Source organism: Pseudoalteromonas sp. J2K-J979 (assembly GCF_058169715.2).
Genome location: NZ_CM200281.1, coordinates 522,400 through 541,094, shown reverse-complemented (window position 1 = coordinate 541,094; position 18,695 = coordinate 522,400). Strand labels below are relative to the sequence as shown.

General features: G+C 36.8%; 18 protein-coding genes and 2 pseudogenes. 7 read left to right on the top strand and 13 right to left on the bottom strand.

From position 1 onward, the window contains the following. Positions 1–12 precede the first annotated feature (12 nt). From AC3KVK_RS02595 to AC3KVK_RS02555, 9 genes and pseudogenes are all read right to left on the bottom strand, one after another. Positions 13–210, bottom strand: a pseudogene (locus AC3KVK_RS02595) (DapH/DapD/GlmU-related protein); the annotation flags it as partial. Positions 211–333: 123 nt separating this feature from the next. After that, positions 334–456 (bottom strand): annotated as a pseudogene (locus AC3KVK_RS02590) (N-acetyltransferase); the annotation flags it as partial. Then, positions 456–857 carry a sugar 3,4-ketoisomerase gene (locus tag AC3KVK_RS02585; RefSeq protein ID WP_490310998.1) on the bottom strand — a complete coding sequence of 134 codons (402 nt, stop codon included), beginning with the start codon at positions 855–857 and terminating at the stop codon, positions 456–458. The gene AC3KVK_RS02585 and the pseudogene AC3KVK_RS02590, both read right to left, overlap by 1 nt. After that, positions 854–1,726 carry a glucose-1-phosphate thymidylyltransferase RfbA gene (rfbA, locus tag AC3KVK_RS02580; protein WP_490310999.1) on the bottom strand — a complete coding sequence of 291 codons (873 nt, stop codon included), beginning with the start codon at positions 1,724–1,726 and terminating at the stop codon, positions 854–856. Before rfbA ends, AC3KVK_RS02585 begins: the two co-directional genes overlap by 4 nt. 3 nt (positions 1,727–1,729) lie before the next feature. Continuing rightward, positions 1,730–2,809, bottom strand: coding sequence for a dTDP-glucose 4,6-dehydratase (gene rfbB, locus AC3KVK_RS02575; protein ID WP_490311000.1), 1,080 nt, complete (start codon positions 2,807–2,809; stop codon positions 1,730–1,732). Positions 2,810–2,899: 90 nt separating this feature from the next. Beyond that, positions 2,900–3,622 carry a WecB/TagA/CpsF family glycosyltransferase gene (locus AC3KVK_RS02570; protein ID WP_490311001.1) on the bottom strand — a complete coding sequence of 241 codons (723 nt, stop codon included), beginning with the start codon at positions 3,620–3,622 and terminating at the stop codon, positions 2,900–2,902. Continuing rightward, positions 3,603–4,532, bottom strand: a complete 930-nt coding sequence (locus AC3KVK_RS02565; protein WP_490311002.1) for a glycosyltransferase — start codon at positions 4,530–4,532, stop codon at positions 3,603–3,605. The genes AC3KVK_RS02570 and AC3KVK_RS02565 overlap by 20 nt, the downstream gene beginning before the upstream one ends. A gap of 332 nt (positions 4,533–4,864) precedes the next feature. Continuing rightward, the gene (locus AC3KVK_RS02560; protein WP_490311003.1) at positions 4,865–6,076 is read right to left on the bottom strand and encodes a glycosyltransferase family 4 protein; all 1,212 of its coding nucleotides are present in this window, start codon (positions 6,074–6,076) and stop codon (positions 4,865–4,867) included. Further along, positions 6,069–6,710 (bottom strand): sulfotransferase family 2 domain-containing protein, encoded by a 642-nt coding sequence (locus AC3KVK_RS02555; protein WP_490311004.1) that lies wholly within the window; start codon positions 6,708–6,710, stop codon positions 6,069–6,071. Before AC3KVK_RS02555 ends, AC3KVK_RS02560 begins: the two co-directional genes overlap by 8 nt. A 96-nt stretch (positions 6,711–6,806) precedes the next feature. Here AC3KVK_RS02555 and AC3KVK_RS02550 point away from each other — a divergent pair, with 96 nt between their 5' ends. From AC3KVK_RS02550 to AC3KVK_RS02520, 7 genes are all read left to right on the top strand, one after another. Continuing rightward, the gene (locus AC3KVK_RS02550; RefSeq protein ID WP_490311005.1) at positions 6,807–7,997 is read left to right on the top strand and encodes a glycosyltransferase; all 1,191 of its coding nucleotides are present in this window, start codon (positions 6,807–6,809) and stop codon (positions 7,995–7,997) included. Next, positions 7,990–9,282 (top strand): oligosaccharide flippase family protein, encoded by a 1,293-nt coding sequence (locus AC3KVK_RS02545; protein WP_518526926.1) that lies wholly within the window; start codon positions 7,990–7,992, stop codon positions 9,280–9,282. Before AC3KVK_RS02550 ends, AC3KVK_RS02545 begins: the two co-directional genes overlap by 8 nt. Beyond that, positions 9,279–9,971 carry a sulfotransferase family 2 domain-containing protein gene (locus tag AC3KVK_RS02540; protein WP_490311006.1) on the top strand — a complete coding sequence of 231 codons (693 nt, stop codon included), beginning with the start codon at positions 9,279–9,281 and terminating at the stop codon, positions 9,969–9,971. Before AC3KVK_RS02545 ends, AC3KVK_RS02540 begins: the two co-directional genes overlap by 4 nt. 64 nt (positions 9,972–10,035) lie before the next feature. After that, a complete protein-coding gene (locus AC3KVK_RS02535) occupies positions 10,036–11,937 on the top strand; it encodes a tetratricopeptide repeat protein (protein WP_490311007.1) in 1,902 nt (633 codons plus the stop codon). A gap of 107 nt (positions 11,938–12,044) precedes the next feature. Continuing rightward, positions 12,045–12,206, top strand: a complete 162-nt coding sequence (locus tag AC3KVK_RS02530; RefSeq protein ID WP_518526941.1) for a transposase — start codon at positions 12,045–12,047, stop codon at positions 12,204–12,206. Then, entirely contained in the window at positions 12,169–12,345 is a 177-nt protein-coding gene (locus AC3KVK_RS02525; protein ID WP_490311008.1) for a transposase, read from the top strand. The genes AC3KVK_RS02530 and AC3KVK_RS02525 overlap by 38 nt, the downstream gene beginning before the upstream one ends. A 561-nt stretch (positions 12,346–12,906) precedes the next feature. Next, positions 12,907–12,978: an integrase core domain-containing protein gene (locus tag AC3KVK_RS02520; protein ID WP_490311232.1), complete on the top strand. Its 72-nt coding sequence runs from the start codon at positions 12,907–12,909 to the stop codon at positions 12,976–12,978. A gap of 328 nt (positions 12,979–13,306) precedes the next feature. Here AC3KVK_RS02520 and AC3KVK_RS02515 read toward each other — a convergent pair whose 3' ends face one another. The 4 genes from AC3KVK_RS02515 to AC3KVK_RS02500 all read right to left on the bottom strand — a co-directional run bounded on the left by AC3KVK_RS02515 (position 13,307) and on the right by AC3KVK_RS02500 (position 18,684). Further along, positions 13,307–15,046 (bottom strand): Slr4 family S-layer protein, encoded by a 1,740-nt coding sequence (locus AC3KVK_RS02515; protein ID WP_490311009.1) that lies wholly within the window; start codon positions 15,044–15,046, stop codon positions 13,307–13,309. A 465-nt stretch (positions 15,047–15,511) separates the two neighbouring features. Continuing rightward, a complete protein-coding gene (locus AC3KVK_RS02510; protein ID WP_490311010.1) occupies positions 15,512–17,563 on the bottom strand; it encodes a type II secretion system protein GspD in 2,052 nt (683 codons plus the stop codon). 14 nt (positions 17,564–17,577) lie between these two features. Beyond that, positions 17,578–18,162, bottom strand: a complete 585-nt coding sequence (locus AC3KVK_RS02505) for a hypothetical protein (protein ID WP_490311011.1) — start codon at positions 18,160–18,162, stop codon at positions 17,578–17,580. Further along, complete coding sequence (locus AC3KVK_RS02500; protein WP_490311012.1) at positions 18,163–18,684, bottom strand: hypothetical protein; 522 nt, start codon at positions 18,682–18,684, stop codon at positions 18,163–18,165. Positions 18,685–18,695 lie beyond the last annotated feature (11 nt).

The window sequence follows — 18,695 nt, the reverse complement described above, 5'->3', positions numbered from 1 at the left end:
TTTATCAATAAAACGAATATGTTTAGCAGGATTACCCACTACGACTGAATAGGGTGCTACATCTTTGGTGACTACCGCACCGGCACCGACCATAGCTTTTTCACCGATAATAACACCAGGTAAAATAGTAGCATTGGCACCAATTGAAGCCCCTTTTTTTATTAAAGTGATAGGGTATTCCTCTGGGTATTGCTGCGATCTCGGGTGCATATCATTGGTAAACGTCGCGTTTGGACCAATAAATACATCATCTTCAACCCTTAAGCCACTCCAAAGAAACACACCACTTTTTAACGTAACGCGATTGCCAACGAATACATTACCTTCAATAAGCGTATGAGCGCAGATATTACAATTCTTACCAATAATCGCGCCATCAAGTACAACTGAGAATTGCCAAACTCGCGTACCTTGGCCAATTTTATCTGTATGTACGTCGGCTAAAGGATGAATCATCATTGATTAGCCTCCCGCAAAAACTGATCATAATCACGGATATAATCGCTCTCATCATAATGCTCACTGGCAATCACCATTAAAATACAACCTTCGCTAAAGTTATGCATTTCACGCCATTGCATGTGTTCGATCAGAAGGCCTTTAGTTGGTGAATCTAGCAAGACTGTTTGACGTGTTTGGCCATCATCTAAAATAAATTCACAGTGACCGGCAATACAAAAAGCGACTTGACGCAGTGCCTTATGAGCATGAAAACCTCGTGCAACACCTTGCTCGGTATTAAAGATGTAATAAACCCGTTTGATTGCAAAAGGAATATTGCCATTCTCTTCGAGTGAAATTAAATCACCGCGGCTATCACCTAACGATTTGATGTCAATAAAATTGATTAAACTCACTGCTCACCTTTCACTAAAGACTTCAAATACTGGCCATAACTATTTTTGCTCATCAACGATGCTTGTTTTTCTAATGCTTCGTTTGTTAACCAACCACGGTTCCAAGCGATTTCTTCAAGGCACGCCACTTTTAAACCCTGGCGGTGCTCGATGGTTTGAACAAAATGGCTCGCTTCAAGCAAACTTTCATGAGTGCCTGTATCAAGCCAAGCAAAACCACGGCCTAAAATTTCTACATTAAGATCGCCACGCTTGAGGTATTCATTATTAACACAGGTAATTTCAAGTTCACCACGAGCAGAAGGCTTGATTGATTTAGCAATTTCAATCACATCATTATCATAAAAATACAGCCCAGTGACTGCATAATGTGATTTTGGCTTCAGTGGCTTTTCTTCAATTGATATCGCTTTATTTTCACTATCAAATTCAACCACACCAAACCGTTCAGGATCTTTTACTTGATAACCAAACACAGTTGCACCACTTGGACGAGCGGCTGCATTTTGCAATTTAGGTGTAAATCCTTGCCCGTAAAAAATATTATCGCCCAAGACTAAACACACACTGTCATCACCGATGAACTCTTCGCCAATAATAAATGCTTGCGCTAAGCCATCTGGACTAGGCTGAATAGCATAAGAAACATTAATACCAAACTGCTTACCATCTTCTAATAATCGCTCAAAGCCACCAATATCATTTGGTGTCGAAATGATTAATACATCTCTGATACCGGCAAGCATGAGCACCGACAGAGGGTAAAAGATCATCGGCTTATCGTAAACAGGTAACAACTGCTTTGAAACACCTTGAGTAATAGGATATAAGCGAGTACCGGAGCCTCCAGCTAAAATTATTCCTTTCATATTTTAGCCCTCTAACCCTAATCGTTGGCCAGCGTAAGAGCCATCTAATACTCGTCTCCACCAGGCTTGATTGTTCAAATACCATAAAACTGTTTTGCGAATACCGCTTTCAAATGACTCTAAAGGCACCCAACCGAGTTCTCGCTCTATTTTGCTCGCGTCTATCGCATATCTCACATCATGGCCCGGACGATCAGCAACATACTCAATCAATCCAGCAAAACCATGCTCATTACCACCTAATTTAGAAAATGCATTGTCAGGTACTAGCTCTTCTAATAAATCACAAATTGTTTTAACCACCTCTATATTGGCTTTTTCATTGTGACCACCAATATTATAAGTCTCTCCAATCTTCCCTTGTGTCACAACTAAATATAGAGCACGAGCATGATCTTCAACATACAACCAATCTCGAATCTGTAAACCATTTCCATACACAGGCAAAGGCTTCCCTTCTAGAGCATTTAAGATCATAAGTGGGATAAGTTTTTCAGGAAAATGGTATGGCCCATAATTGTTAGAACAATTGGTAATAACTGAAGGTAAACCAAAAGTGCGAAGCCAAGCTCTTACTAAATGATCACTTGCCGCCTTAGACGCTGAATAAGGAGAGCTTGGTGCATAGGGGGTTGCTTCGGTGAATAAGTCCTCTGGCCCATCAAGGTCGCCATAGACTTCATCAGTCGAAATGTGATGAAAACGGAACACCTCTTTCTTTTCTTCTGGCAACATTAACCAATATTTGCGCGCAACCTCCAATAATCGGTAGGTTCCAACAATGTTAGTCTCTATAAACTCTGAAGGACCATCAATCGAACGATCAACATGTGACTCTGCCGCTAAGTGCATCACAGCATCTGGTTGGTATTTCTCGAATAAAGCAGTTAAAGCGACTGAATCACAAATATCCACTCGTTCAAAGTGATAACGTTCACTATTACTGACTTGGTCGAGAGATTCTAAATTTCCTGCATATGTCAGCTTATCGACATTAACTACGGTATCACTTGTATTTTCAATGATATGACGAATAACAGCCGAACCAATAAAACCAGCGCCACCCGTAACTAAAATGTTCATTTAAGTTCCTATAAAACAGTGCCCTCTCATAACTATGAGACCGCTAAACTGTCTAAATCTGTGTTCTAATTAAAATTTAAAAACTATCTGTTATTTCATTCGATAATCTGCGATTACCTTAAAAAGAAATTTTGGATAATCAAAAAATAATCGCTTAGCAACATACGAATTTGTTAAAGCTCTGTACAGCCAACGTAAATTAAACCGATTTATAAATTCGGGATAGTACTGTAAGCGCTCAGAACTCTGATGTAAAAAACCACCGCAAGTGTAAATTTGCTTGATTTGCCCTTGATGAAACGCCTTTAGTTTGACTGCGAATTCATCCTGCCTAGGCGTTCCCATACCACACACAACAAATTCAGCTCCACTATCAACAATTTGTTGCATCACCTCAACATCGTCAGAGAAATAACCATCTCGAAATCCAACAATATTTAAGTTAGGGTATTGCTTTTTAAAAATTGCGACGGCTTTATTTAACTCGTCACTTTTTGCACCAAGTAAATAGATAGGTAACTGATGAGTGTTTGCTTGTTCAAAAAAGTGCTTTGCGTAAGAGCCCAAATCAAAACTAATCCGGGGAACAGGCTTACCAAACATCCACCCAAACATTTTTGCGGATGAAATTGCATCGGTGTATAAAGCATCTAACCCGCTAATTAATAAATCATGCCCTCTTAATTGCATGTATGAATATGGATTTACAAAGCTAATCGCTTGAGCAGAGTGTACTTCTGTTGCTTGAATAACGTCATCCAAGGCCTGATAAATATCAGGTGAGACGTTTAATTTATCTAAAAGTGCGTGCATAACTATAAAACCTAGCGACTAAATTTTTTGGTAATAACAAAGATGCAAACGCAAATAGGCGATATACATCCCATTTTAGCCAATGGTGATTTGTTAACAATTGGAATGCTTGACCTTTCTCGCCGGCGATCAAGTTATTTTTAATACAGCTCATCACACTCAAGTGGATCAAGGTTTTAATACTTCCAACCATCGGAAGCGGGACCTTTTTATCCATGACCAATTTAGTAAATATATCGACATGGGGGGAGATTAATAAACGCTGCTGAAAATGCCTTGTACTATCAGAAGCCTGCAAATCATACACAACACTAACAACAGGCGAATATGCAATTGTCGTAAAACATGCAACTGTTCCCCAAACAGCTTGGTCTTCACCTATATTGATCAGCTCTGGAAACCCTCCAACCTGATCTAACAGCGTTCTTTTTATACAAACCGATGATGCAGTAACGGGTAAATCGGCATTACAACAAGCTGCAAAGTAATCTTTAATAATCCCAGGTGAGCTAGGTAAATGAGGGTTTTTTAATTTTACTAATAACTCATCGCGAAAAAACTCGTAGCCAGTACAGAACATCCCTGAATCAGGGTATTGGTTATGTAATGAAATAATATTCTCTACAAAATGAGAATACCAGTAATCATCTGCATCAAGAAAAGCAATATATTCACAGGTCGACGCCCTAACACCTGCATTACGAGCTGCCGAAACACCAAGGTTATCCTGTTGAATAAGCGTTAATTGATCTTTAAATTGAGAAAGTAAACGCTTAACTCCATCATCTGTCGAACCATCATCAACCACTATTATTTCAGCTACACTCTGGGTTTGATTCAGTATAGATTCAATAGCACGGACCACATAATTAGCTTTGTTATAGAGAGGAACAACAACAGATATTTTCATATTCAAAAACGCACCTGAGATCCAACACACCTTTTAATTATTGTTAAATTAAAACAATAAGCGCTTAGTGAAAATGATTCAAACATAAGATAAAAATGCCTTACTTAAAAGCTCTTCGGTAGAGTCTTGTTAAATGAGCTCTAATCATAAGGCCGAAAATATTAAAGTGAAGAAAGTTAAACAAGCAATACTTAAATAATAAAAGCCAAAAACTTGCTAAGTTTAACTAAAATCAAACGAAAATCCTACTAATCCCTGCAATTATCTAATCCTTATTTTGATTGAGGAAACTTGCATTTCAAAATAAGGTTTTTACATAATGAAAAGGGCAACTATTCTGTGCGGATCAAAGAATGGGCAAGTAATGGCCAGGTAAACTTATTTTTAACTAATTGCCGTCCATGTTCACTCATTTCAAAAAGAAGCTTGGTATTGCTCTCTTGCTCTCTTAATTTCACAATGATACTTTCAGCCTTACATTCATCAACATACAATGCATCTGACGGTAGTAAAATTTCTGATGTCGCAGTCTTAACTCCAGCATTTGGAGAAAAAGCTACAATCGGGAGTTTACAAGACATTGCTTCTAAAATAGTTTGCCCAAAAGGCTCATAAATAGACAGCATTAAAAAGATATCTGCACACTGATAAAAAGGGACAGGATCTTGTTGAACCCCAAAAATAGTGACGGACAATTCTAATTGATTATCACTGATGAAGTTTTGATATATTTCCTCTTCTTCACCCGAGCCCACTAATACTAAATGATAATCCTCTAACTTTAACATCGCTTCTAAAGCAAACATAATCCCCTTAGCTCTTACAAAGCGGCCTACCATTAGTAATATCTTTTTATCATTTGGCAGACCTAGCTTATCTCTGAGAAATTTTTTATCACTCTCCTGTAAAGCAGAAAAACGCGCAACATCGACTCCTGGCTTAGTAATATTTAAATCTATCTTTTGGTTAACTATACTTAATACCTGATTACTCATATTTTCACTAAAAACAAATAAACGATCGGCAACTTTAAACGCCTTATTTTGAAGAAGAGCGTGATATGTTAATTGCAAGGTACGCTTGAGCTTACTAATGCCAGAAACAATACTCGTGTTATCCGCTTTGTTTTGATATTTAACCACACCAGGAACTAAATAAACTACATCTTGAAAACCAGCAAATTTAGCAATAATAGTATTGAAATGAAATCGACTAATCACAAAACTTTGTTGCCCATGAAGTCGACGGCCAACCAGTAATCTATACATCGCGATTAGCGAAAGAAATGAACGAAAAGGCTTAACAACTAAGCTTGCGTGCTGATAACTTGGGTAGCGATATATGGTAATCCCTTGTTTCAACTCTTTATCTTTTAGCTTGGATTGATTGACTGTATTTATATCACTGACAATGATTTCAACTTCGTAACCTAAATTTCGGTAAGATATAGCCAAATAATACAGAGAGTTTTCAATCCCACCTATATTGGGTAAATAAGCATTACTAGTTATAATAACCCTTTTACTTGATGATTCTTCAGTCATAGCTAAAAAGCCTATAATCTAAACGATATAACAATTTAACTTTCCGTATTGCTTCATCACTTAATGACTCGCCAAAACTTGTTTCGCCACTTTTATTCACCCAAGGAAGCTGTAAATCAAGTTTCAATTCACGCATAAGTACTTGCCAGTCATTTTGTAAGTTTTCATATTTCAAGACTAAATCAACTTTACTTTGATAATGTCTATCATAAACAAAGAGGTACTGTGGAAGAAACAACACTTGTATCATTAAGAAGTCATAATCCAGTACATCCATTATAAAACTATTAAAATCCACAGAATTGTCTGTAACTGCATCTCTTAGGAGTAAATCTGATTGTGTGCCATTCCCACCATTCAATATATACTGATACGCTGAATAGAGACGATCTAGGGGCTCTCTAACTATTGCAAACTTTGTTGATTTTTCAAAAAAATAAGCATGAGATTCATAATAATCTTGCCATCTTGCATGCATCCGATACCCATTATCACCAAACGCACGAAGAACACTCGTCCCTGCATTTTTAGGAATGTGTATAAAAATACATTTATATTTATACATGAACGGCTTATATGGATAACCTACACATCTAACGTGATTCAAAATATTTTTTATAATTTTTTTTAACATGTGAGCATTTCGTTTTTAATAAAGTACCTAAGTCTAAATAGACGTCTTAAACAATTTTCAGTATTCTGTCGTGATAATTTTCTGAGAGATTAAACTATGCATATTTTAGTACTGCCTTCATGGTTTGAGTCTCCTAACTCCCCGACTCTAGGATCTTTCTTTAAAGATCAAGCTAAATCAATTGCTAAACAAGGAGTCAATGTTGGCATTATTTATCCACAAGCGACATCCATAAAAAATATTTCGAATTGGTACTCGTTAACTGAATATCAGGAACACTCACCTAAACTAGCCGTTATAAAAAAAGCTTACTTCACAATGCCGTTTTTCTGGTCCTACAACGCCAAACGAAGACTAGAACAATTTGAACAACTCTATCTTTTATACTGCAACAAATACGGTAAGCCTGATATTATTCACGCCCACAGCACTTTTTGTAGTGCCGCAGGTGGAGCCGGTATTGCAGCTAACCTGATCGGAAGCAAGTATAACCTACCCTTTATCATAACAGAACATAGCTCTATGCTCCGAAAAAAAGCATATCGCCTTCAAGAAATAGATACTATTAAACAAGCCTGCCAAAATGCTCAAACTTTGATTGCTGTTTCCCCATCATTATCACATGATCTTACCCTATTTTCTGAGATAAATAATATTCAGGTAATCGGGAATGTTGTTGATACAACTTGTTTTTACCCAAAAAAAGTTACACATAAAAAGTTTCGCTTAATTGTTGTCGCTCACCTGCGGCCGATAAAACAAATCGATAAAATTATATATGCGTTTGCAGCAGCGCTAAAAAAAGTGGATTCAATGAGCTTAACCATAATCGGTGATGGTCGCGATAAAGAAAAGTTAATCAAACTCGCCACAGAACTTAAGATAATTGAACACACTATATTCACTGGCGAATTACCAAGAAAGGAAGTCGCCCAACGAATGATGAATTCAGACTGCTATATATCAGCTTCTGAATATGAGACTTTCGGCGTATCAATATACGAAGCAATAAGTTGTGGGTTAAGTATCATCACAACCCCATGTGAAGGCCCTGAAGAAATGATAAATAAGATAAATGAAACTGTCCTCACAAGCTTTTCGATCCCAGAGCTCACTGATGCAATTATCAAAAAACGTCTCAAACCCAGAATGAGCAATCAAAAGAAACAAGAACAACATCAATTAATAAATAATCATTTCAGTAATGAGGCAATCGGCTCTAAATTAGTCGAAGTATTAAAGCTTGCACATAAAAGCTATTTACACAAAGTATCAAATAATGATTAACGCATCTAAAATCATGAGGCTATCTCTAGCCCCCTTCGTAATAAAGGCATTAACGGCCTTGTTAAGCTTATTGATAAGTTATATTGCCACCCAAAAGTTGAGCACTCTAGAATTCGGGCTATTTTCCTTAGCGCAAGTACTCGTACTATTTATAGTAACATTCGCAAAGTTTGGGTTTGATAGTGCAATCGTTAAAAATACAGCTATCAATCTTCACAGAAAACATTTCAACTTGTTGATAAATCGATATTTAAAAGTTAGTAGTTTAGCTTTTATCTTTATCACCGTGCTTTGCACCACCTTATACATATTTAAAATCGAAATTTTTGGCTATTTATTAGAGCAGCCACTTCTAATTGACCTGACTAACCCTATAATAATCATGGCTTATTCTGCCACCTTTTTATCCATTAACTCTGGACTACTAAAAGGAGTCAATGCAACGACTTACTCTGTCGCTTTTAATGGATTTACGTCGTTATTGATTGCGGCATTACTTTTTCAATGCTTTTCACAATTAGACTCAAACGCAAAAGAGCTCCTAAACTTACTGGCGAGCGCAAGTTTTCTCGCTTGTATATTCAGTTTTATTATGTGTTATCTCAAGCTAAAGCCCTTGATAAATGGTAATACAAACAAACAAAAGCGAGAGACCCCTTTACAGCTACTTAAACACAGTTTTCCTTTATGGACTACATCTATTGTATATTTACTAATCCCTCAATTTAGTATCGCCTTATTAAGTATTCACACAAACTTAAATGACATTGGTATTTATGCTTTGGCACTCAAAATATCAACGGCTATGACTATGATACTATTTGCAATAAATGCAGTCTTAGCCCCCCATTTTGCGCAACTATATAAAGCGAACAAAAAAACTGAGCTTGTTAAACTTGTAAAGTCATGTAATCAAATTTTGTTAATTACTTCGTTTATGCTGGGGGTTATTTTACTATCTCTAGCTGACGCTTTACTTTTACTTTTTGGAGAGCAATTCCAAGCTGGTACACTGTTACTACAAATCCTAATTTTAGGTCAGTGCATCAATGTAGGAACTGGCAGCGTCGTAAACTTATTAATTATGACAGGCAATGAGAAGCATCATCAAAAAATCACCTTGCTCACAGCCGTACTGACCGTTTCTTTAGGGTTCATTTTAATCCCTAATTACACTACCATAGGTGCTGCTATCACAACCTCTTTTGGTATCGCATTACAAAACCTGTTAAGTTTGTATTTCGTAAAAAGACGTATTTTAAATTTTGAAAAAGAAAAAATATGATTTCAACTTTCGATAACTGTTTATTTATTCACATCCCCAAAGCCGCAGGGCAAAGTGTGGAATCTGTTTTCTTAAAGCGCGCAGGAATAAAATGGGAAGATAGGCATCACTTTTTACTCAAAAAAAATCCAAACCCAAAAAAGGGGCCACCACGACTCGCTCACCTGACCGCACAAGAATATTTAGAGTACGGCTACTTAACGGAACAAGAGTTTAATCAACTTTTTAAATTTACTATCGTAAGAAATCCATGGAATAGGTTAGTATCCGAGTATCTCTATAAAGGCCATAAATATCCATTTAAAGACTTCCTCTTTAAACATTACCCAAAAAAGGGCGAAGATGATTATCAAGGATATAACGGCATACACCGCCACGTCATGCCACAAAGTGACTTTGTTGTTGATAGAAACGGAGACGTGTGTGTCGATTTTGTTGGTAAATTTGAAAACATAAATAATGACTTTGCTGAGATCACACGTATTATTACAGGTGAGTCACTCACTTTACCTCACAAAAATAAAACACAGAAATCGAACTTTATCCTCGATAAGTTGCGTGCCATTCAAAATACCCCTAACAAGGTTGACAACTATTCTGAATTTTACGATCTGGAAGGCCAAGAATTTGTTGCTAATAAATACAAATGCGACATTCTAAATTTTGATTATGCCTTTGAATCAAAATAGACTAGTAGTATAACAAAAGGGAATACTCCCCTTTATTAAAATTAAAATTAAAGCCGAGAATAAAATGGAAGAAATATTACATCAAGTTAATGAGTTAATTGGTAAAAAAAAGATTAAAAAAGCACTCACTTTAATTAAAAAAGTTAATACTAAGAACCCCTCTTATGGCTCTTTAGACCTCGAAGCCGTTTGCTACTTTCATAACAATCAATTTGCATTAGCAATTCCAAGGTTTGAAAAAGCACTTAAGCTCGCTGAAACAAAACAAGAAAAATCAAGAATTATAAATAATTTAGCTTCTTCTCACATTAAAAACAATACTAAAGACAAAGCGCTAAACTGCTTTATATCTGCTCTAAAGTTAGACCCTTCAGCCAATAATGCTCAAACGCGTTTAAAACTGTGCCAACTAGCGTGCGAACTTGAAGAGTTTGAATTGATACTCGAATATGGAGAAAAGTTAAGAGCTTTAACAGACTACTCTATCGAAGCACTATATTTATTAATCTTAGCTGCTATAGGTATCAACAATACCGATAAAAAAAACTATTTTTCTACACAGCTGCTTACAGAGTGTAATAACTTATCATCAGCTAACAACCAAAAGTTTCTAAATCTCTTCTACTTATCTAACGAGCTTTGTCTCGGTAACCAGCTTTTAGAGCGCTTAGAAGCAAAACATAATCATGAGAAGTGGTTTAGTGCATTTAAACAAATATTCAATCCAAGTACAGAATCAACTACATCAATTGATGAATCATCAATCTCAAACGAATTAGTCAGTGGTAAGAATAAAAAGCTGATCCAACTCATTGAGCAATTGTTCGAAGACAATATAAATTACGGTGCGACCTTCCACACCCGATTACGTGTCCATGAAGAAGATAATAACTTGTCAATCAAAGTATTCAGCAGTAATAAATCAAATGAGCGATTACTCGATATCCCACTCACTTGCATGCCGCTACTGAACGACTTTGACATCAGCCTCTCAAAAGATGATCAACTTGTGGTTCAAGCTAAACAAACGATGATGAATCCACAAGCTAAAAAAACCATGGAGTTAATGGTTGCTATTTATAATGAGACAGACAAAATAAAGACATGGAAAGCGTCGAGCCCATTTTTTTCATTAAACAAACAGCCTGAACTTCTGGCTAAATTGGTATCAGGTAAGGGGTTTAACCAAAAGGTTCAAAAGTTTAGCCAGCTGTGCCAGAGTAATATGGTCGAAAGACTCGCTATTGAGAGCTTTTTCGGATCTCGTACTTTTACTTACCAACAGAATGCCCTCTTAGAGTTAGGGATTCACACAGAGCTACCTCATGAACTTGGGTTATTATCTATTATTGATTTTTTAAATCATAAAACCAAATCAAATTATTATAATGCAAATAAATCAACCTTATCAGTATCAGGTCAACCTGACCCAGTAAGCGGTGAACTTTATGTACACTATAATAACTTTGATCCATTACTAACCTACCTTATTTATGGCTTTATTGACACACAAGCGCCGTGGTTTTTTAGTGTACCTACAAAAATTACAACCAGAAACAATATTTCTTTTACCATCCTCGGTAATTCAGGTGCTCAATCGACCGACAATATTTCAGAAAATGGTGATTATCTGACAGACTTTGCTCCCGATTTGGTAGCGCTTTCAGAGAATGAATATCAAGTTGATAAAATGGTAATCCCTAAAACTGATAACTCAGCCTTACTCAATGAAACCTTAAAAATGATACTTCTTTCCTCTAATGAGGCTGGTCACTACCAACATGATGCTGACCTCATCAATGAAGTTAAGCATTTAGAGCAGCAGATTATTGTAAAAAATTATAATTATTGGCAAGAGGTCAACAAGTTAAATCATCCTGAACACCAAGATGTCAGTCTTTTAATTGAGACTGCATTTAAACATTTAACCAGTTACGCAAACAAAAATAGCATTTTGTTATTTTAATTAACTAGAATTACATGGCTAGTTGTCTTTTAACAACTAGCCATCTTTACCTAATCAAGTTGTGCCCTCCCCCAAAAAAATCAAACAGTTCATAAGTAGAATTTTCAATTGACATAAATAGGAAAGTTTACGATGAGAAAAGCAAGTTCACCGAAACTCAAATTGTCAGCATTATCAAAGAAGCAGAGTCAGACATTCCAGTAACTGAAATTTGCCGTAACTATGGAATAGGTGATAGCACATTTTACACTGTGGCGCTCAAAATATGATGGTATGGAAACTTCTGATGTTAAACGCCTTAAAGAACTTAAAGAACTTAAAGAAGAAAACCATAAGTTAAAAGATATGTTTGCAACACTGAGCCTAAAGCATTCTATGCTTGAGGATATCATTGCAAAAAAGCCGTAAAGACAAGTAGGCGTAGAGCTTGGTTAGAGCATTTAAGAGCTCAATTCAAGGTTTGCGTCGCATTTGCTTTTGAAGTGGCATGGCTAAGCCGCGCAGCTTTTAAACGACCACCAGGTGATGAAGTTAGCGACGTGCTTTAGGCGTTAGCCGAACGTCACCATAGGGGGTGCCTCAGTTATTCAAAGGCTTCGCAACACAAAGGCAAGCCTTGTAATAAAAAGCGCGTTGAACGCATTTACAACCTGTTAAAACTCAACTTGAGACGTAAAAGAAAGCGCCATTTACCAATGAGAACGCCTGAGCCATTAAGTGCACCAACACAACATAATGAATCTGCTCAATAGACTTTATGAAAGATGCACTGAGCTATAGGCACCATTTTAGAACATTGAATGCACTTGATGACTTCAACCGACAACCAGTTTAACGGCTGAGAGAGTGATTGGGACACTAAAACACACCATTGCTTAGCGTGGTAAACCAAATAAAATTAGAGTAGATAACGGCCCTGAATTTACCTCAACTAGGCTGGAAACTTGAGCAGTAGAAAACAACATCAAGTTGGAATTTATAAAACAAGGCAATCCCGACCAAAATGGTTTTGTTGAAAGGTTTAACCGAAGTTGCCGTTAAGAGGGGCTAGATGTATATTTTTTGAGTCACTCCTAGAAGTACGTACAATCACAGGTAAGGGGTTAGATATTTATAATTATGAGCGGCCTTATGGCCCACTTGGCGATATGACATCAATTGGATGCCTCGAGCCTGCATAAGATTCTACGCAATAACTGCACTAAATTGGGTGGAGTTACAATTTAACTTCAACAAGAACTCTGACTAAAATGGGCTGCCCTGCAGCACCACATAAAGAGAATGACAAGCATATCAAACTTCCATCTATCAGAAAATTAAATATAAAAAAAGCGAGCCTAAGCTCGCTTTTTATTAAACTAAGTTTAAATTAGTTTACGTTAGTTTTGAAAGTACCTAAGTGGATACGATCTTGACCTTCAGCAGTGATTTTCGCACCACCGTATACGTGTACGTCTTTTGAAGGTACGTTAGTAACAACTTCTAAAGCTACTTTGAAGCCTGTAGTCGTTGCATCATAACCTTCTGCTTTAAGCGCATCAGTTACTAAGTTAAGCATGTTACGAACACCAGGCTTAGCATCTTTTACACCAGCAGCAGCTAGTGGCTGCCATGCAGTGTGCACGTCTTCAACCATGTAACGTACAGTGATGTCACCAGTTTGTGTACCAGCATTTGTGTGACGTAAAATTGGTTGTGTAATAGGACCAAACGGTACGTAAGGAACTACAACAACAGAACCATTTAATTTCCATGCACCCGCAGCTGTTTTAGCTAAAGAAGGCATGTTCACTGCTTTATTTCCAACAGACTTATCAGAAAGTGTATCAACTTTAACTGTGAAATCTTGAACAGAAATCATTGGATTTTCTGCTTTACCAGAGTCAAAACCTGGTACGTTGAATGTGATTGTTGGATTTGTATCTAAAGCACCGGTTACAGTACCTACAATTGTAAGTTCTGTGTTAGTAGCATTTAATGCAAGAGATTTAATCGTATCATCACCACCTGTTAAAACAGCAACTTTACCAGCAATTAATTCTGCAGATGATAATTTACCATCTTTATTAGAATCTACTGAAGGAGCGTATGCCCAAGAGAAATCACCAGATACAAGATAAGTCACTTCAGAAGGTACTAATGTATTTGATGTAGGGTTTAAAGTTGTTTTAAGTACTAGCGCATCAGCAGTTGAATTGTTAGCAAACTGTTGACGATCTTTACCAACATCGATATCAGCATCTAACAGAGTTTCAACTTCAGTTGTGTACTGTGGAAGCAGACTTACTACTGTAGTAGCAGAAGATTCATCAAACTTAGTACCTGATGTATTAGTACCAAAAGAATTAAGCGTTACAGATGTAGATGCAGCTAAACCAGTAGAATCAAGGAAGATTTTGCTTAGTTCTAAAATAGCGCCACCACGTACAAACGAAGTTGCAGGGTTAGCTGATTTAACAGTAAAACGAACTTGAGAATCTGTGATATCTAGAATATCAAAAGAAACGTCAGCAACAGTACCTTGAATACCACCTACAGTTGTATTTGTACCACCGTGCCCTTGAACTGTAATTACTGGAGCTGTTGTTTTAGTTAAATCTAACTTAGCACCAGTAAATTGGAATGTTAATGTATCTTCCGCTTTGTAACCACCAATACCAGCAACTACCATTGGTTTGATTTCAAGCGCTGTAGCTTGCGTGTACTCTAAACCATCTTTTGTAGCTGTAGTGCTTAAAACAGGTTGAATTTCAGCAGTACAAGTATCAGCAGCAGTTGTAAATACTTTATTTGCAGATAAACCATTACCAGCAACAAAAGTCGCAGTATCACCAGCAATACCAGCACCTTTAGTTGAATCAGCAGTTCCGCCAGTTTTATTTGTTAATGTAACGCCGTAGAATGAAGCAAGGGCTAGACAGTTATCATCAGCACCACCAAATGCTTTATTCACACCTAACGCTTCACCTGCAGCACCTTTTGCAGACGCTGTAATTAATTTTTCTTGAGCTGCAGCTGTTGTTGCTGTAGCACCTGTTTTTACTGTTGCTGCATTAGCTGCTACAGATACACCAGCGATAGATAGTGCTAGTAGAGTTTTCTTGAACATAATTTCCATTCTCCAAGTTTCATGAAACTGAAACAATAGTATTAGTCTATTATTTCACATACTTTTTATTGTACTTAGGCCGTCACCTAAGCAACAACCAAACGCAGTAAGTGTAAGCCGCTAAACAACAAACTGTCAACAACCTAAATTACTGTATTTTTATACTAAGTTTTCTGAGCGCTGAATATTGTAAACAACGCGAATTAAATTTAGCAAATTTCGTTAAGGCTATTTACTAGAGACTTTTTAACAAGCCATAACGTATAGCGAGTCTACTCAAGTTTTTCAAACTTATCAACGAATAATCAGTAACTTTATTATTACAATTACAATTTATTTGTTTAAGTACAAACACTAATAATAATTACCTACTTTGTAGCCAACCTTTATTTGTAGCCAACCTTTATGGTTATTGCAAACTAATATGAGTTAAACCCAATAATATGTACTAATCAAAAACCCGTATTAATTGTAAATAATTGGCGTTGGCAACGACAAATTTTGAAACGCACTATCAAATTGCTTTTTGATATCATCCCATTCCGAAGAAGACTCAATAACTTTAGGCGTAACCAGAATAACTAACTCCGTTTTATCACCGCTTTCGGTATCTGCACGAAACAAACCACCAATAATCGGAATATCGCCTAAAAACGGTACTTTAGAATCTTTAGTGCTTTGGTTTTCACTAATCAACCCACCTAGCACTATGGTTTGCCCACTTTCAGCCACTACCTCAGTGTTAATTGTACGTTCAAAGACACTGGGGTTTCCCGAGACCGTCGAACCAGACTCTACTTGATTCGATATTTTTTGTTTAATTTCCATCAATACAATACCCTGAGCATTCACTGTAGGTGTTACTCCAAGCTCAACCCCTGTTTTACGATATTCTATTTTAGTAGTTTGCCTATCACCATTAATCGGGTCTGATGATGTTTCGCCTACAATGGGAATATCGGTTCCAACATTAATATTGGCACTCACACCATCTCTCACAACCAAAGAGGGACGAGACAAAATATTAACCAGTGAATTGGTTTGCAACATATTAATCGCAAGCTGCCCCTGCGCACCTTTCAATAGATAGGAAAGACCGCCAAACCCTTCCCCCATAAATGCACCTTGCGTTGACAGTCCATAATTACCATTATTAAAAGCGAACTCCACCCCTTGCTTAAACTCATTAGTTAACGAGACTTCTGCAATAACGACTTCCAACATAATTTGTTTTGGCAGAATATCAAGCCTCTTAACTAGCGGTAATATTTGCTGATACTTCTCTCCTGTAGTGAAAAATATAACGGAGTTAGATCGTTCATCGACGACCATTTTCAAGTCTTCTGAACTCGCTGTTAAAGCACCTTGCCTTTTACTGTTCTCTTGCGCTGCAGATGTACTTGACGAAATGCTACTCACTTCACCTACTAATGCTTCTAGGCTTTCGCCCATATCAACAGCTCGTGAATATTGAGGCTGGTAAATAAAATACTGCTTTTCAGCTGTATCAATAGGTTTATCAATTTCATTCGCCCAAAATACAGCTCGTTCGATGATTTCAGGTTTAACAGCAAAAAAGACTAAGCGACTTTGCTTTTCCATATTCACAACAGTAATCGTGCTATTTGTATCTGAGCCTGATCCTAGCTTTATTCCTTCTTGAGCCAATAATTCCTTTAATTTTTGTAATAATTCGTCCCCACTGATAAAGGTCGACTTATATACACCAATATGTCTATTCGCTATTGCTGGCCGATCGAAAATATCAATCAATTCTAAAGCACGGATAATATCTCTGCGCTTGCCAAAAATATTAATAGTGTTTCGGGCTGGATCTGAGGTTGACTTAACACCTATCATTTGCCGCAAGGTATTAGACATAGAAATTTGCATTCCATATTCAAATGGTACCATCTGCACAATATCGCCACTAGTTTGCGGCACACTCTCTACACTTTTTCCATAGCCATAGACTAAATCCGTTTGACCCTGACTGCTATCTTGCTTATGTACATAAAATATATTGTCACTAAAGCGAATGGTATAACCACGTTCCTCCAGCAATTCATCCGTTAATAAAAACAGTTTTCTTTCTGTCACCGCATTTTGAAGGTTTAAGGTTACAGGCTGACCATCAGCTTTTATATCATCTGACAGGACATAACTAACACTTAAACGATCACCTAAGACTAAATGAAGGAAATCTTGTAAAGGTAAGGTTTCTGCGCTAATTTCTAGAGTCTGTTCATTACTAAAACGTTCGATAACATCATCCGTTAATTGCGCACTTTGCTGCTCAACTTGAAATGTAGGTAAAAAGTTTAGTTTTTTCTCTGAGTTAACTTTACTGACTTTCTCATTTTTGGGTTGAATATTATCAGTCGCTGAATTGCTCGTGGCAGAGTTCGACGCTAAAAAAGATGTTTTTGGAGTAAACGGCTGATTTTGAGTAGTGTTACACCCATTTAACAGAACCATACCAACTAAAGCTACCGAAATAGCATTAATATTATTCATTCGAGTGCCTTTCATTATTGTGAATCTACTGAATTTTGTGTTTTGAACATAGTTAGGTTTATTTCTTGTGTTTCTTGCTCTCTTGGTACCGATAATAACACTGACTTATTACTCAAAATCTTAAGTTGTGCTCCAAGTAATAAAGTCTCATGGTTTATTTGCTTCATTTGTGTTTGATTTGTCAACAAATCATCTATCTGAATAATGGCATATTGCTCTTTTTGTGCTCGGTCAAATATTACAGCTTTAAGTTGTAGCTTATTATCACCTAAGAAAACCTCAGTTAAGTCACCACGTTGATTTAACTGTTCCTCTAAAGTTAAGCCTCTATTTTTATTGACTTCTGCGTCTTGATTTTCTTCCTGAGGCTTCTTCTGAGCATAAGCTTGGTACAGCTGATTCAATTGAAAAATGTGTTCTTTTGTCACTGCCTGACTAATATACTCAACAACATTAGTATCCTCATCATTATTTTTAGCTGCCTCTCGCTCCAATGTTAAATTATTCACACCATAATAAACACAACCACACAGAGAAATTAGCAAGCTTATTCTCACGTCTCCGCGATTCAGAAAAGCGAAAAATATTTTCATCGCCATTTAGCTTCCCTTTTGACTTAAAACATAAAAATTGCGTTTAGCAAAAACACTGATAATCCCCAACTGCCCGGGCCTTTGACCTCTAAAGCTTAAGTTGATTTTTTCTATTGCTAAAAGCTCTTTATTTTCACTTAGTTCAATCAAATAGGCGATGACATTTTCGCCATCACCTTCAAAACTATACTCGAGTTGTATTTTACTGACTTCTTCATTTGATTGCTCATAGGTTGGCAGCCAGCCAAGCCTTTTACTCGTTAAGTTGTGCCGAGCTAGCTTTGTTTCTATGATCTTTTGCTGCTCTAACTGAAAATTAGTTTGAGCTTCCTCAGTATAAAAAAGAGGTTTAAGTTTATTCATCTCACCATTTAAGTGCTCATATGCTTCAACAATATCATTTTTATTAGCTAAAAGTTCCAATGATTTTGTCAATTTTCTTAGCTGCAATTTCTGCTCATTCACAGTCCTTTGCTGCCACTCTGTTAATGGAATAAGAATAAATTTAATGGATAATAAAATCGCCACTATAAGTAATA